The sequence below is a fragment of the Janthinobacterium silvisoli genome (assembly GCF_014200725.1).
In the GTDB taxonomy this organism is placed as follows: Bacteria; Pseudomonadota; Gammaproteobacteria; order Burkholderiales; family Burkholderiaceae_D; genus Janthinobacterium.
In genome coordinates this window covers 914,342-929,127 of the sequence record NZ_JACHCL010000001.1, presented here as the reverse complement: position 1 = coordinate 929,127, position 14,786 = coordinate 914,342, and the positions used below count along the sequence as shown (strand labels likewise).

The window sequence follows — 14,786 nt, the reverse complement described above, 5'->3', positions numbered from 1 at the left end:
TCAGACTCGATCTCTCGAATAATAACGATTAAGGTTTATCATGGCGGGGCAACTCCTCAACCCTAACCTCCTTCTTGCCGTACCGCTGGCGCCGCTAGCCGGTGCCGCGATTGCAGGTTTGCTTGGCACCCAGTTCCTGGGTAATTTGGTCGGTCGCAAGACGTCGCATACCGCGACAATCCTGGGCGTACTGATCGCATTCATCCTGTCCGTGCACACGTTGCTGGCAGTGGTGGATGGCGCGACATTCAATGGCACGATCTATAACTGGATGACGATCGGCACCCTGAAGATGGAAGTGGGCTTCCAGATCGATTCGCTGTCGGCGATGATGATGTGCGTGGTCACCTTCGTCTCGCTGATGGTGCATATCTACACGATCGGCTACATGAAGGATGACGAAGGCTACAACCGCTTCTTCTCCTACATCTCGCTGTTCACCTTCTCGATGCTGATGCTGGTCATGGCCAACAACTTCCTGCAACTGTTCTTCGGTTGGGAAGCCGTGGGCCTGGTGTCTTACCTGCTGATCGGTTTCTGGTACCAGCGTCCGACGGCCATCGTGGCCAACATGAAGGCGTTCCTGGTCAACCGCGTGGGCGACTTCGGCTTCATCCTGGGCATCGGCCTGCTGCTGGCGTTTGCCGGCACCATGAACTATCAAGAAGTGTTCGCCAAGAAAGACGCACTGGCATTGCTGACCTTGCCAGGTACCGACTGGGCGCTGCTGACCGTCGCCTGCATCTGCCTGTTTATCGGCGCGATGGGTAAATCGGCGCAATTCCCGCTGCACGTCTGGCTGCCAGACTCGATGGAAGGCCCAACCCCGATTTCGGCACTGATCCACGCCGCAACCATGGTGACGGCCGGTATCTTCATGGTCTCGCGCATGTCGCCGCTGTTTGAATTGTCCGACACGGCACTGTCCTTCATCCTGGTGATCGGTTCCATCACGGCACTGTTCATGGGTTTCCTGGGCATCATCCAGAACGACATCAAGCGCGTGGTTGCTTACTCGACCCTGTCGCAGCTGGGCTACATGACCGTGGCACTGGGCTCGTCCGCCTACTCGGTGGCCGTGTTCCACCTGATGACCCACGCATTCTTCAAGGCACTGCTGTTCCTGGGCGCCGGTTCGGTCATCATCGGCATGCACCATGATCAAGACATCCGCAACATGGGTGGCTTGCGTAAATACATGCCGATTACCTGGATCACTTCGCTGATCGGTTCGCTGGCCCTGATCGGTACGCCATTGTTCTCGGGTTTCTACTCGAAGGACAGCATCATCGAAGCTGTTGAGGCAACGCATATCTGGGGTGCTGGCTTTGCCCAGTTCGCCGTGCTGGCTGGCGTTTTCGTCACGGCCTTCTACTCGTTCCGTATGTATTTCCTGGTCTTCCACGGCAAGGAACGTTTCGGCCAAGGTCACGCTCATGATGCCCACGCCCATGACGACCACCATGCACCTAAGGCTGCCCATGGCGCCCACGGTGATGCACATGATGACCACCATGAAGAAGAGGAAGAAGACGACCACGCGCACCACGGTCTGGAGCCTGGCCAGAAGCCGCATGAATCGCCATTCGTGGTGTGGTTCCCACTGGTGATGCTGGCGATTCCTTCGCTGATCGTCGGTTACCTGGCCATCGGCCCGATGCTGCATGGCGATTTCTTCAAGGGCGTGATCTTTGTCGGTGAAAACCATCCGGCAATGGAAGAGCTGTCGCATGAATTCCATGGCGCGCTGGCAATGGCGCTGCACGGTCTGACGACTGCACCGTTCTGGCTGGCCCTGTCCGGCGTGGTAGCTGCTTACTACTGCTATATGGTCAACCCGCGCGTACCGGCCTGGTTCTTTGCGAAATTCAAGGCGATCCATACCTTGCTGGACAATAAGTACTACATGGACAAGTTCAATGAAGTTGTGTTCGCCGGCGGTGCCCGTTTGCTGGGTAACGGCCTGTGGAACTTCGGTGACAAGAAGCTGATCGATGGCCTGCTGGTCAACGGTAGCGCCAAGCTGGTTGGCTGGCTGTCCTCGCTGTCGCGGGTACTGCAAACCGGTTACATCTATCACTATGCATTCGTGATGATCCTGGGCGTGCTGGGCTTCCTGATCTATTTCCTGCCAGTTTGGCCTGCCAAGTAAGCTGACCTGATAAAAGAATACTGAGAACCATGATGCAGTCTACGATTTCTACCCTACCTCCTTACCTGAGTCTCTCGATCTGGGTGCCGATTATTTGCGGCGTCCTGGTCCTGGCTCTCGGCCGTGACAGCAAAGCGGGTTTCACCCGCTGGCTGTCGCTGGCTGGCGCGGTGCTCAGCATGCTGTGCACCTTGCCGCTGATCCAACATTTCGACAACGCCGCACACGGCATGCAATTCGTCGAGAAATCGCCGTGGATTCAAACCTTCAATATCTGGTACTCGCTGGGTATCGACGGCCTGTCGCTGTGGTTCGTGCCGCTGACGGCGTTCATCACGGTGATCGTGGTGATTTCCGCCTGGCAAGTGATCGAGAAGCGCATCGCCCAGTACATGGGTGCGTTTTTGATCCTGTCGGGCCTGATGATCGGCGTGTTCTGCGCGCTGGACGGCTTGCTGTTCTACTTCTTCTTTGAAGCAACCCTGATCCCGATGTTTATCATCATCGGTATCTGGGGTGGTTCGAACCGCGTGTACGCTTCGTTCAAGTTCTTCCTGTACACCTTCTTCGGTTCGCTGCTGACCCTGGTTGCCATCATCTACCTGCGCACCGTTTCGGGCACCTTCGATATCCTGGCCTGGCACGCGTTCAAGCTGACGATGCACGAACAGATCCTCATCTTCCTGGCCTTCCTGATGGCGTTTGCCGTCAAGGTGCCGATGTTCCCGGTCCACACCTGGTTGCCAGACGTCCACGTCGAAGCGCCTACCGGTGGTTCCGCTGTGCTGGCCGCGATCATGCTGAAACTGGGCGCTTACGGCTTCCTGCGTTTCTCCCTGCCAATTACGCCTGATGCTGCGCACTATCTGTCCGGCTTCATGATCACCTTGTCGCTGATCGCCGTGATCTACATCGGCCTGGTGGCCCTGGTGCAAACCGACATGAAAAAACTGGTCGCCTATTCGTCGATCGCGCACATGGGTTTTGTCACCCTGGGCTTCTTCATGTTCAACGACATCTCGGTGCAGGGCGGTATCGTGCAGATGGTGTCGCACGGCTTTATCTCCGGCGCGATGTTCCTGTGCATCGGCGTGCTGTATGACCGCATGCATACCCGTAACATCGCCGACTACGGTGGTGTCGTGAACCGCATGCCTAAATTTGCTGCCTTCTTCGTGCTGTTCTCGATGGCTAACTGCGGTTTGCCAGCGACCTCCGGTTTCGTGGGCGAGTTCATGGTGATCTTGGGCGCGGTGAAATTCAACTTCTGGATTGGTCTGCTGGCTGCAACGGCACTGATCTGGGGCGCGGCTTACTCGCTGTGGATGGCCAAACGCGTTGTGTTCGGCAAGATCAAGAACAAGCATGTGGCTGAACTGACCGACGTCAACAAACGTGAATTCTTCATGCTTGCTGTGCTGGCCATCGCCGTGCTCGTGATGGGTCTGTACCCAGCCCCGTTCACCGACACGATGCAGACTTCGGTCGCTGACCTGCTCCAGCATGTCGCCACCAGCAAGTTGCCTTAAATACGAAGACCGATAACATGACTAATGCACCTAATCTGGTACCGCTGTACGCGGAAATCTTTCTGCTGATTGCCACCTCGGCCATCTTGCTGATCGATATGTTCTTGCCTGCGGCGAAGCGTAACTACACGTATGCGCTGTCGCTGCTGACCCTGGCAGGCTGCGCCTTCCTGACAGTGGGCGACTTCAACGCCGGCACCACTGTCTACACGTTCAATAATATGTTCGTGGCAGACCCGATGTCGCACCTGCTGAAACTGTTCTCCTACGGCGCCGTGGCGCTGACCCTGATCTACTCGCGCAGCTATGCCACCGACCGCACCATGCTGTCGGGTAACCTGGGCGGCGAGTTCTACGTGCTGGCCCTGTTTGCATTGCTGGGCCAGATGATCATGATCTCGGCCAACAGCTTCCTGATCATCTACCTGGGTCTGGAACTGATGTCGCTGTCGCTGTACGCACTGATCGCTCTGCGCCGTGATAACGCCAAGGCCACCGAAGCGGCCATGAAGTACTTCATCCTGGGCGCGCTGGCTTCCGGTTTCATGTTGTACGGTATCTCGATGCTGTACGGCGCCACCGGCTCGCTGGACCTGGGCGTAGTGCGCGCAGCGCTGGAAAATGGTACCGCCAACGGCACCATCATGGTCTTCGGCCTGGTGTTCCTGGTTGCCGGCCTGGCCTTCAAACTGGGCGTCGTGCCATTCCACATGTGGGTGCCTGACGTCTATCAAGGTTCGCCAACGGCCGTGACCCTGCTGCTGGGCGCAGCGCCAAAACTGGCTGCGTTCGCCATCACCCTGCGTCTGCTGGTGGAAGGCTTGCTGCCAATGGCACGCGACTGGCAACAGATGTTGCTGATCCTGGCGGTCCTGTCGCTGGCGATCGGTAACTTCACGGCGATTGCACAAACCAATCTGAAGCGTATGCTGGCGTACTCGACCATCGCGCAAATGGGCTTCGTGCTGCTGGGCCTGATGGCTGGCACGATTCCGATGCCAGGCAATATCCTCAACGCCACCGGTGCTGCCGCTGCCTACGGTTCGGCCATGTACTATGTCGTTACCTATGTGTTCACCACCCTGGGTACCTTTGGCGTGATCATGCTGCTGGCCCGCAACGGCTTCGAAGCAGAAGAACTGGCCGACTTCAAGGGCCTGGGCAAACGCAGCCCGGTGTTCGCGCTGGTGATGACGGCCTTCATGTTCTCGCTGGCTGGCGTACCGCCACTGATGGGCTTCATGGCCAAGTACTCGGTGCTGGCCTCGGTGCTGGCTACCGGCCAGATCTGGCTGACGATTGCTGCCGTGCTGTTCTCGCTGATCGGCGCCTTCTACTACCTGCGCGTCGTCAAGATGATGTGGTTCGATGAGCCTACCGACAACAACCCGCTGGTGGTGCATGGCGACATGCGCATCGTGCTGATCCTGAACGGCGTGCTGGTACTGGTACTGGGTGCGTTGCCTGAAGGGCTGCTGGCAGCTTGCGCTACGGCCATCAGCAAGACCCTGGCGTCCTGATAGATGGATGTCAACGCCTCCAGCTGGCTGGTGATTGTTCTGGGCATCCTGGGCGCCAATCTGCCTTTCTTTAATGAAAAGCTGTTGGCCCTGGTGCCCTTGAAAAAGGCGGCGCAAGCCGAGCAGGGCTGGCGCAAGCCGCTGGGCCTGCGCCTGCTGGAAATGGTGCTGCTGTACTTCATCGTCGGCGCACTGGCCTTTACGCTGGAATCGCGCATCGGCAATGGCTTCCCGCAGACGTGGGAGTTTTATGCCATTACCGGCTGTTTGTTCCTGGTATTGGCCTTTCCCGGTTTTGTGATGAAATACTTGCGCAAACGCCGATAGCAACATCCCTTAAAACGGCGCCTCTGGCGCCGTTTTTTATTGAACTTGAGGAAATGCATGGATACGAATTTGATAGAAACCAAGGTCGATGGCGAAGTCGTTTACCAGGGCGGTTTTCTGCAAGTGCAGCGCGACCTGGTGACTTTGCCTGACGGCAGCATCACGGCGCGCGAATTCATTTTGCATCCGGGCGCCGTGGTGATCTTGCCGCTATTGGACGATGGCACGGTGCTGATGGAGCGCCAGTTCCGTTATCCGCTGGACCGCGTGTTCATTGAATTTCCGGCTGGCAAGATCGATGCGGGCGAAGCCCACCTGGCGTGCGCCCAGCGAGAATTGCTGGAAGAAACGGGCTACACGGCCAGCGACTGGCAATTCGTCACCACCATCCACAACGCCATCGCCTATTCTGACGAACACCTGGAACTGTATCTGGCGCGTGGCCTGGTGGCCGGTGAGCGCCAGCTCGACGAAGGCGAATTCCTGGAAACGTTTACGGCCACCGTGCCGCAATTGCTGGACTGGGTGCGCGACGGCACGATCACCGACGTGAAGACGGTGATCGGCATCTTCTGGCTCGATAAAATCACCAGCGGCGCCTGGCAGCCGGCCTGAGCTTGAGCATGCGTGCGCTGATCTACTTGTTGCTGTTGCTACCTATATTGGGCGCACAGGCGGCAGCGCGCACGCCATTCCAGATCCGTTGCGAAGACACCATCAGCAAGACGGTCTCGGTGCTGACGGCGCAGCAGAATGGCTACAGCATCGACACGCATCTGCCGTACAAGGCGCTGACCGTGATGAAGGGCGTGGCGCGGGCGAACACCTGGGTGCTGGGGCTGACCAAGACCGATTCGCAGGTCAAGATCGCACTGGCCGGTCCCATGCTGCAAGATCCCGTCAGTGGCTATGAATGCGTGGCGCCGCAGATAGCCGTGAGCCTGAGCTATGCGCCGGTGATGATTTACATCGGCCGCGAGTTTGCTCCCGGTACCTGCGCATATGATGAGATACTGGCGCATGAACTGCGGCATATGAAAACCTATATGGAGCATTTGCCGCGGGTGGAAAAAATCGTCCGCGCCGCACTGGCGAAACGCTTCGAGGCGCGGCCCCTGTATGCGCCCGGCGGCACGGCCAAGGCGGCCCTGGCGCGTGAAATCGATACGGGCTGGCTGCCTTACATCAAGGCGGAAATGCGCAAGGTGGAAGTATTGCAAGCAGCCATCGATTCGCCACAGGAATATGCGCGCCTGAGCAAGGCGTGCAATGGCGAAATACAGAATATTCTGGCGGGCAAAGTCCCGCCTCCGAAGTAAGGAAGTACATGACAACAGTAACGATCACGCCGCGCTACTTTGCGCTGATCCCCGCCGCCGGCGTGGGTGCGCGCATGCAGGCGGCCAGTCCCAAGCAATATCTGCCGCTTGCCGGTAAGCCCATGCTGCGCCACGCGCTCGACGCCTTTCTGGCCAGTTCGTGGATTACCCACACCTATGTGGTGGTCAGCGCCGATGATGAGCAGATCGACGCCGTCGTGCCTGCTGCGGGCGTGACGGTCTTGCGCTGCGGCGGCGCCACGCGCATGGAAACGATTTTGAATGCCTTGCAAGTTCTGCAGGGCAAGCTCAATGAGCACGATCAGGTGCTGGTGCACGATGCAGCCCGGCCGGGCCTGACGCCGGCGCTGATCGAGAAACTGATCACGGAAACCGGTGATCACCCGGCCGGTGGCTTGCTGGCCTTGCCGGTGGTCGATACGGTGAAACGGGCAGGGCAGGGCAGCTTGTCGGCTGCCACCGTGCCCCGCGATGGACTGTGGCTGGCGCAAACGCCGCAAATGTTCAGTTATGCATTGCTGCGCCGCGCGCTGTCCGAAGCGCCTGATCCTTTAGCGATCACGGATGACGCCAGTGCGATCGAAGCGCTGGGCCTGTCGCCGAAACTCATCGAGGGCCACCCGCGCAACCTGAAAGTCACCTTGCCGCGCGATATAGACGCGGCCGAACTGTATTTACTCCATTCTTTTTGAAAAGTTACCATGACGACTCCCATCCTTCCCTTCCGCATCGGCCAGGGCTACGACTGCCACGCGCTGGTTGAACACCGCGACCTGATCATCGGCGGCGTGAAGATTCCCCATCACTTGGGCTTGCTCGGCCATTCCGATGCCGACGTGCTGCTGCACGCGATCACCGACGCCATCTTTGGCGCCGCCGCGCTGGGCGATATCGGCCGCCATTTCCCGGACACGGACGTCCAGTTCAAGGGCGCCGATTCGCGCACCCTGCTGCGTGAAGCCGTGCTGCGCGTGCGTGCAGCTGGTTATGTGGTCGGCAATATCGACGCCACCATCATCGCCCAGCGCCCGAAGATGGCGCCGCATATCGCCGCCATGTGCGCCAATGTGGCCGAGGATCTGGGCGTGGCGGTCGGCCAGGTCAATATCAAGGCCAAGACCAATGAAAAGCTGGGCTACCTGGGTCGCGAAGAGGGTATCGCGGCCGAGGCGGTAGCACTGCTGCTGCCGGTTTAAGCTACCTTAGGCGAGCGATGGCGTGGCGTGGCGCGGCACGCTCAGGTACAGCACCGCGCGCAGGCCCGGCCGGTTGTCTTGCAGTTCCAGCGTGCCGCAATGCAGGCGCGCCACGGAAGAGACCAGCGCCAGGCCCAGTCCCACGCCCGGCGTGCCACGGCTGCTGTCGCTGCGGTAGAAGCGTTCCACCACGCGCGCCCGTTCATGCTCGGGCACGCCGGGGCCATTGTCGGCCACCGTCAGCTGTATCAATTGCTCGTTGCAGCGCTGGGCCGTAATGGCGATGCGGCCATGGGCCGGTGCATATTTCAGCGCGTTTTCCACCAGGTTGCCCAACGCCTGGGCCAGCAGCAGCGGATCGCCTTCGGTCTGCAGCATGCCGAGTGGTTCGAACGTCAGGCTGATTTCATTGAGTTCGGCCACCGGCAGGTAGAACTCTGCCACTTCGGCCGTCAGGCGCGCCAGGTCGACCGGCACAAAGCCGCCGCGGCGCGTGCCGCTGTCGATTTCGGCCAGCCGCAGCAAGGCGTTAAAGATAGCCATCACGCGGTCCACATCGTTGATGGCCGCGTCGATCTCGGCATAGGTTTCCGCTTCCGGCGGGCGCGTGACTGTCAACTCTTCCAGCCGGGTGCGCAGTTCCGTCAGCGGCGTGCGCAAGTCGTGCGCAATCGAATTCGAGACATCCTGCACGCTGTGCACCAGGTGTTCGATCTGGTCCAGCATGCCATTGACCGTATAGGTCAGCATTTCCAGGTCGTCGCCCTGGCTGGGAGCAGGCAGGCGCTGCGACAGCTTGCCGGCGATGATGGCAGTGGTGGTCTGGCTGATGCCGTCTACCTTGCTCAGCATCACGCGCCGTATCAGCAGGGCGCCCAGTATTGCCACCATTAGTACCGTGGCGGCGCAGCCCAGCAAGCCATAGATAAATATGGCTTCCAGGTTTTCAAAACGGTTCAAGCTGCTGGCAATCAAGAGCTTGTAGCCGCCTGGCAAGACGCCATTCGTCAATTCCACATTCTGATACTGGCCATCGATCATGATGCGCTTGGCGCAGGGCTGGCTATTGCCGTGAACATTGACGGGCCATTCATCAAGGTTGCCAGCCAGTTTCTTGCCATCCGGACCGATCAGCAGCATCAGCTTGCCCACGCCCTGGTAGGACGTGCCCGTTTGCGCGTTGATGGCGGCTGCCAGTGCTTCGGGGCCGTTGCGCAGGTAGAGCTGGTGCAAGCGGTGGGTATCCGATTGCAGCAGTTCCGTGCGCACCTGTTCCACATTGGTGCTCCAGCTAAACCACAGCGGGCCGGCGAACATGGCCAGTACGATCAGGCTGACGGCGACATAACCGATGGCCAGGGTGCGCGCGGAAAAGCCGGGCAGGCTCAGGCGCGGCAGCAGTCTGATCGGCAGCTTAGGCATGATCGCTCAGCATGTAACCGGCGCTGCGCACGGTGCGCAGCAGCTGGGTGGGGAAACCTGCATCGATCTTTTGACGCAGCTTGCTGATATGTACATCGATCACATTGGTTTGCGGGTCGAAATGGTAATCCCACACGTTTTCCAGCAGCATGGTGCGCGTCACCACCTGGTTCGCATGGCGCAGCAGATACTCCAGCAGCTTGAATTCGCGCGGCTGCAGGGCCAGCTGGCGGCCGTCCCGCATCACCTTGTGGGTCAGCAGGTCGATCGTCAAGCCGCCCAGCGACAAGCTCGTTTCCACGCTTTTTTCCTGCGAACGGCGCAGCAGCGCATCGAGGCGGGCCAGCAGTTCTCCAAAAGCAAAGGGCTTGATCAGATAATCGTCGCCGCCGCTCTTCAAGCCGCGGATACGGTCATCCACGCCATCGAGGGCACTGAGGATCAAGATGGGCACGCGGTTGCCGCTCTTGCGCAGCGTTTCCACGATCACCAGCCCATCGATGCCTCCCGGCAGCAGCCGGTCCATGATGATGGCGTCATAGGTGGCGCTGACGGCGTGGTACATGCCGTCGCGGCCATTATCGGCATGGTCGACGGTGTGTCCCGCCTCACTCAAGCCCTTGATGACGAAACGCGAAACGCGTTCGTTGTCTTCCACTAAGAGTAATTTCACTGCCAGCCTCGTCTTGATCAGGTCGCGCTATGCTCGCGCCAGCCACCGCCCAGTGCACGGTAAAGCTCCAGCATGCTGTTCCAGCGGTTCAGGCGCGCCGTTACCAGCGCGGTTTGCGCATTGTACAGGTCAGTCTTGGCGCTCAGTACGCTCAGGTAATCATCGATACCATTGTTGTAACGCAACTCGGCCAGGACCAGACGGCGTTGCTGGGTATCACTGTACTGCTGGCGTGATTCCAGTTCCTTGTCATACGTGCCACGCGCAGCCAGGCCATCGGCCACTTCGCGGAAAGCCGACTGTACACTTTTCTGGTATTGCGCGACGCCAATATCCTTGCCGATGCGGGCCGCGTCCAGGTTAGCCTGGTTGGCGCCGCCGTCGAACAGGGGGAGCAGCAATTGCGGCGCAAAGGTCCAGGCGCCCGAACCGGCCTGGAACAGGCTGCCCAGGCCGGAACTGGCTGTGCCAGCCGCTGCCGTCAGGGTGATGCGCGGGAAGAAGGCGGCCCGCGCCGCGCCGATATGGGCATTTTCTGCCCGCAGCTGCGCTTCGGCCTGCTGCACGTCAGGACGGCGCAGCAGCAAATCCGACGGCAGGCCGGCCGGTACGTCGGCCATCAGGGTCAGCTGGCGCAACGGTACGGCGGCTGGCAAATCGGCCGGCAACGGTTGGCCCAGCAGCAGCACCAGCGCGTTTTCTGCCTGCGCCTTCAAGCGCGTCTGCGCCGTCTGGTTCGCTTGCGCCTGCTGCAGGATACCCAGCGCCAGGGTGGCGTCGATTTCCGAACCGCTGCCCGTGTCATAGCGCAGCTTGTTGATGCGCCACGATTCCTGCGCTGCCGCTACCGTCGAATCGCTGACGGCCAGCTGTTCGCCGGCGGCCAGCAAGCTCAGGTATTGCTCGCTCACTTGCGCCACCAGTGCGATTTGCGCCGCCTGGCGTGCATAGGACGTGGCCAGGTATTGCTCGCGCGCTTCGTCGCTCAGGCTTTGCAAACGGCCAAAGAAATCGGCTTCCCACGAAGCCGACAAGGCCACGCTTTGCGTATGCAGCGGTGCATGGTTGCGGTTGCTGTCGTCGCTGCTGGACGAATTGTTCTTGCTGTCGCTGCTGCCGGCCGCCAGGCCCACTTGCGGCACCAGGGCGGCGCGCTGCAATTGCAGCTGCGCCCGGGCCTGTTCCACGCGCAGCATGGCCACGCGCAGGTCGCGGTTGTTTTCCAGCGCGATGCCGACCAGGCGGCGCAGCGCAGGATCGCCTAAAAACTCGGCCCAGCCGGTGTCGGCTGCTGCCGTCGTGTTGCTTGTTGCGCCAGCGCCAGGATAGGCGCTACCGGTCGGATAGGCCGGCTGGGCCGTCGTATCAGGACGCACATACGGTTCCTGCAGGCTGCAGCCAGCCAGCAGGGCGGCGCTGACGGCGGCCGCGATGGTTTTCAGATAAGTCATTGATGTGCTCCTTCTGCTGCTGGTGCGGCCGGTGTGGCTGGTGTTGCAGGTGCGCCGTGGGTGTCGGCAGTCTTTTTCGACTTGCCTGCCACCAATACATAAAACATGGGGATCATGAAGGTCGCCAGGAAGGTCGCGCTCATCATGCCGCCGATCACGCCGATGCCCAGCGCTTTCTGGCTGGCCGCGCCAGCACCGCTGGCCAGCGCCAGTGGCAGCACACCCAGCACGAAGGCCATCGAGGTCATGATAATCGGACGCAAACGCAGCTTGGCGGCCTGCATGGCAGCTGTCAGCGAGGTAGCGCCATGCTCTTGCAATTCACGCGCAAATTCCACGATCAGGATCGCGTTCTTGGCCGACAGGCCGATGGTGGTCAACAGTCCAACCTGGAAGTACACATCGTTCTGCATGCCGAACAGGCTGGCCGCGCCCAGCGCACCGAGCACGCCAATCGGCACCACCAGGATCACGGACAGCGGCACCGACCAGCTCTCATACAGCGCTGCCAGACTCAAAAACACGACCAGGATGGACAAGCCGTACAGCAGCGGCGCTTGCGCACCGGCTTGCGATTCCTGCAGCGAAATGCCGCTCCACTCGTAGCCTATGCCCGGTGGCAATTGCTGCGCCAGCCGTTCCATCGCAGCCATCGCCTGGCCGGTACTCTTGCCAACTGCCGGTTTACCGAGGATTTCTGCCGATTCCACGCCGTTATAACGCTGCATGGCCGGCGCGCCCCACGACCAGACGGCGGTGGCAAATGCCGAGAACGGCACCATATCGCCCTGCTTGTTGCGCACATACAGCAGTTTCAGATCGTCAGGATTCATGCGGTATTGCGCATCGGCTTGTACATACACGCGCTTGATGCGGTTATCGACGTCGAAGAAGTTATTGATGTATTTCGAACCCCAGGCGGTCGAAAAAGTCTGGTCGATATCGGTCAGCGAGACGCCCAGTGCAGCGGCTTTTTCATGGTCGATATCGATCTTGTAGGTCGGATTGTCGGCCAGGCCCGTGTAGCGCACTTGCAGCAGGTCCGGGTCCTTGCGGGCCAGTTCCAGCAATTGGTCGCGCGCCTTGGCCAGCGCATCGTGGCCCAGGTTGCCGCGGTCCTGCAACTGGAAGTCGAAACCGGATGCAGAGCCCAGGCTGCGGATAGGCGGTGGTTCGATCGGTGTGATCACGGCGCCCTGATAGTTGGCGTAGTGGGCGGCGACGCGTGCGCTGAGGGCAGCGACCGACAGTTTTTCGCCCTTGCGCTCATCCCACGGACGCAGGTGCAGGAACAAACGGCCCAGGTTCTGGCCACGGCCGTTCGAGTTGGCGCCGTTGATTGTCACCGTGGCGTCGACCATCGCGCCCTCGTTTTTCAGCAGGTAGCTGCTCACTTCATCGAGCACGGCGCCCGTATGTTCCTGCGTGCTGCCGGCCGGCGTCTGCACCTGCACGAACATATAACCCTGGTCTTCGTTCGGCAGGAAGCCGCTAGGCAGATGCAGGAACAGGGCGATCACCACGCCGATGATGGCCACGTACAGCGCCAGCCACACGCGCTTGTTGCGCACGATGCTGGCCACGCCGCCCAGGTAGCCATCGCGGCGGGCGTCGAAGGAACGGTTGAACCAGCCAAAGAAGCCGCCTTTTTCATAGTGCTCCGGGTCCGGGCGCTTGAGCAGCATGGCGCACAGGGCCGGCGTCAGGGTCAGCGCCACAAACACCGACAGCAGCATCGAGGCGACGATGGTGAGCGAGAATTCGCGGTAGATGGCGCCCACCGTGCCGCTGGAGAAAGCCACCGGCACGAACACGGCGCACAGCACCAGCGCCACGCCGATCAGCGCGCTGCTGATCTGGCCCATGGCTTTTTGCGTGGCCTCGAACGGCCCCAAGCCATCTTCGTGCATCACCCGCTCGACGTTTTCCACCACCACGATGGCGTCATCGACCAGCAAGCCGATCGCCAGCACCAGGCCGAACATCGACAGGGTATTGATGGTAAAGCCCATCGCCGACATGATGCCGAAAGTCCCCAGCAATACCACCGGCACGGTGATCGACGGGATCAGGGTGGCGCGCACGTTTTGCAGGAACAGATACATCACCAGGAACACCAGCACGATGCCTTCGATGAGGGTTTTCACCACTTCTTCGATCGAGACCTTGATGAAGGGCGTCACATCGTTCGGGTACACCACGCGCAGGCCGTGCGGGAAAAAGCGTGACAGTTCTGCCAGGCGCGAACGCACCACATCGGCGGTGGCCAGCGCATTGGCGCCCGGCGCCAGCTGGATGCCCAGGGCGGACGCGCTCTTGCCTTTGTAGCGCACGTCGGCATTGTAGTTTTCAGGGCCCAGCGCGATGCGGGCCACGTCGGACAGGCGCACGCGCGAGCCGTCAGCTTGCACTTTGAGCAGGATGCGGCCGAACTGGTCCGGCGTGCGCAGCAGGGTTGCTTCGCTGATGGTGGCGCTCAGTTGCTGGCCTTGCACGGATGGCGTGCCGCCCAGCTGGCCGCCGGAAATCTGCACGTTTTGCGCAGCGATGGCCTGGTTGACGTCGATCGGCGTCAAGCCGTAGCTGGTCAGCTTGACGGGGTCGAGCCAGATGCGCATGGCGAACTGGGTACCGAACAGTGTCAGGCTGCCCACGCCGGGCAGGCGGCTGATCGGGTCTTGCACGTTCGAGGCCACATAGTTGGCGATGTCGAACTTGGTCATGCTGTTGTCGTCGGAAACAAAGCCGGCCACGATCAGGAAATCGTTGGTGGACTTGCTCACGCGCAAACCGGTTTGCTGCACTTCAGGCGGCAGGCGCGAGGTTGCCACCTGCAGCTTGTTTTGCACCTGGACTTGCGCGATGTCGGGATCGGTGCCCGGCGCGAAGGTCATGGTGGTGGTCGACTGGCCGGTGTCATCGCTGATCGACGACATGTACAGCAGGTTGTCGATACCGCTCATCTGCTGCTCGATGACCTGGATCACCGTGTTTTGCATGGTTTCAGCCGAGGCGCCAGGGAAGGTGGCGGCGATCTGCACCACTGGCGGCGAAACGGGCGGGAATTGCTCGACCGGCAGCTTGAAGACGGCGATGCCGCCGACCAGCATCAGGATCAGCGACAGGACGATGGCGAAAATGGGGCGGCGTATGAAGAAACGTGACATGGTGCCAGC

12 protein-coding genes are annotated in these 14,786 nt (G+C 60.5%); 8 read left to right on the top strand and 4 right to left on the bottom strand.

Translation table 11 applies throughout. The features are described from left to right. The first annotated feature begins 40 nt into the window (after positions 1–40). From nuoL to ispF, 8 genes are read left to right on the top strand one after another with little or no spacing between them, the layout of a single operon-like run. The gene (gene nuoL, locus HDE75_RS04165) at positions 41–2,152 is read left to right on the top strand and encodes an NADH-quinone oxidoreductase subunit L (RefSeq protein ID WP_183676087.1); all 2,112 of its coding nucleotides are present in this window, start codon (positions 41–43) and stop codon (positions 2,150–2,152) included. A gap of 29 nt (positions 2,153–2,181) precedes the next feature. Continuing rightward, positions 2,182–3,681 carry an NADH-quinone oxidoreductase subunit M gene (locus HDE75_RS04160; RefSeq protein WP_183676088.1) on the top strand — a complete coding sequence of 500 codons (1,500 nt, stop codon included), beginning with the start codon at positions 2,182–2,184 and terminating at the stop codon, positions 3,679–3,681. A 17-nt stretch (positions 3,682–3,698) separates the two neighbouring features. Next, positions 3,699–5,201 (top strand): NADH-quinone oxidoreductase subunit NuoN, encoded by a 1,503-nt coding sequence (gene nuoN, locus HDE75_RS04155; protein ID WP_183676089.1) that lies wholly within the window; start codon positions 3,699–3,701, stop codon positions 5,199–5,201. Between the two features lie 3 nt (positions 5,202–5,204). Then, complete coding sequence (locus tag HDE75_RS04150) at positions 5,205–5,528, top strand: DUF2818 family protein (protein WP_183676090.1); 324 nt, start codon at positions 5,205–5,207, stop codon at positions 5,526–5,528. A 57-nt stretch (positions 5,529–5,585) separates the two neighbouring features. After that, positions 5,586–6,143: an NUDIX domain-containing protein gene (locus tag HDE75_RS04145; protein WP_183676091.1), complete on the top strand. Its 558-nt coding sequence runs from the start codon at positions 5,586–5,588 to the stop codon at positions 6,141–6,143. 8 nt (positions 6,144–6,151) lie between these two features. Beyond that, the gene (locus HDE75_RS04140) at positions 6,152–6,847 is read left to right on the top strand and encodes a hypothetical protein (RefSeq protein ID WP_260173676.1); all 696 of its coding nucleotides are present in this window, start codon (positions 6,152–6,154) and stop codon (positions 6,845–6,847) included. An 8-nt stretch (positions 6,848–6,855) separates the two neighbouring features. After that, positions 6,856–7,560, top strand: coding sequence for a 2-C-methyl-D-erythritol 4-phosphate cytidylyltransferase (ispD, locus tag HDE75_RS04135; protein WP_183676092.1), 705 nt, complete (start codon positions 6,856–6,858; stop codon positions 7,558–7,560). A 9-nt stretch (positions 7,561–7,569) separates the two neighbouring features. Further along, the gene (ispF, locus tag HDE75_RS04130; protein ID WP_183676093.1) at positions 7,570–8,064 is read left to right on the top strand and encodes a 2-C-methyl-D-erythritol 2,4-cyclodiphosphate synthase; all 495 of its coding nucleotides are present in this window, start codon (positions 7,570–7,572) and stop codon (positions 8,062–8,064) included. A gap of 6 nt (positions 8,065–8,070) precedes the next feature. Here the strand turns inward: ispF and HDE75_RS04125 are convergent, their stop codons facing one another. The 4 genes from HDE75_RS04125 to HDE75_RS04110 are packed head-to-tail and all read right to left on the bottom strand — an operon-like array spanning position 8,071 to position 14,777. Continuing rightward, complete coding sequence (locus tag HDE75_RS04125; protein ID WP_183676094.1) at positions 8,071–9,486, bottom strand: sensor histidine kinase; 1,416 nt, start codon at positions 9,484–9,486, stop codon at positions 8,071–8,073. Continuing rightward, the gene (locus HDE75_RS04120; RefSeq protein ID WP_183676095.1) at positions 9,479–10,159 is read right to left on the bottom strand and encodes a winged helix-turn-helix domain-containing protein; all 681 of its coding nucleotides are present in this window, start codon (positions 10,157–10,159) and stop codon (positions 9,479–9,481) included. The genes HDE75_RS04125 and HDE75_RS04120 overlap by 8 nt, the downstream gene beginning before the upstream one ends. Before the next feature lie 17 nt (positions 10,160–10,176). Continuing rightward, positions 10,177–11,610: an efflux transporter outer membrane subunit gene (locus tag HDE75_RS04115; RefSeq protein WP_183676096.1), complete on the bottom strand. Its 1,434-nt coding sequence runs from the start codon at positions 11,608–11,610 to the stop codon at positions 10,177–10,179. Then, complete coding sequence (locus HDE75_RS04110) at positions 11,607–14,777, bottom strand: efflux RND transporter permease subunit (protein ID WP_183676097.1); 3,171 nt, start codon at positions 14,775–14,777, stop codon at positions 11,607–11,609. Before HDE75_RS04110 ends, HDE75_RS04115 begins: the two co-directional genes overlap by 4 nt. Between the last annotated feature and the right edge of the window lie 9 nt (positions 14,778–14,786).

Coding starts and splice junctions, on each gene's coding strand:
- nuoL (WP_183676087.1), top strand. CDS start 41: ATGGCGGGGCAACTCCTCAACCCTAACCTCCTTCTTGCCGTACCGCTG.
- HDE75_RS04160 (WP_183676088.1), top strand. CDS start 2,182: ATGATGCAGTCTACGATTTCTACCCTACCTCCTTACCTGAGTCTCTCG.
- nuoN (WP_183676089.1), top strand. CDS start 3,699: ATGACTAATGCACCTAATCTGGTACCGCTGTACGCGGAAATCTTTCTG.
- HDE75_RS04150 (WP_183676090.1), top strand. CDS start 5,205: ATGGATGTCAACGCCTCCAGCTGGCTGGTGATTGTTCTGGGCATCCTG.
- HDE75_RS04145 (WP_183676091.1), top strand. CDS start 5,586: ATGGATACGAATTTGATAGAAACCAAGGTCGATGGCGAAGTCGTTTAC.
- HDE75_RS04140 (WP_260173676.1), top strand. CDS start 6,152: ATGCGTGCGCTGATCTACTTGTTGCTGTTGCTACCTATATTGGGCGCA.
- ispD (WP_183676092.1), top strand. CDS start 6,856: ATGACAACAGTAACGATCACGCCGCGCTACTTTGCGCTGATCCCCGCC.
- ispF (WP_183676093.1), top strand. CDS start 7,570: ATGACGACTCCCATCCTTCCCTTCCGCATCGGCCAGGGCTACGACTGC.
- HDE75_RS04125 (WP_183676094.1), bottom strand. CDS start 9,486: ATGCCTAAGCTGCCGATCAGACTGCTGCCGCGCCTGAGCCTGCCCGGC.
- HDE75_RS04115 (WP_183676096.1), bottom strand. CDS start 11,610: ATGACTTATCTGAAAACCATCGCGGCCGCCGTCAGCGCCGCCCTGCTG.
- HDE75_RS04110 (WP_183676097.1), bottom strand. CDS start 14,777: ATGTCACGTTTCTTCATACGCCGCCCCATTTTCGCCATCGTCCTGTCG.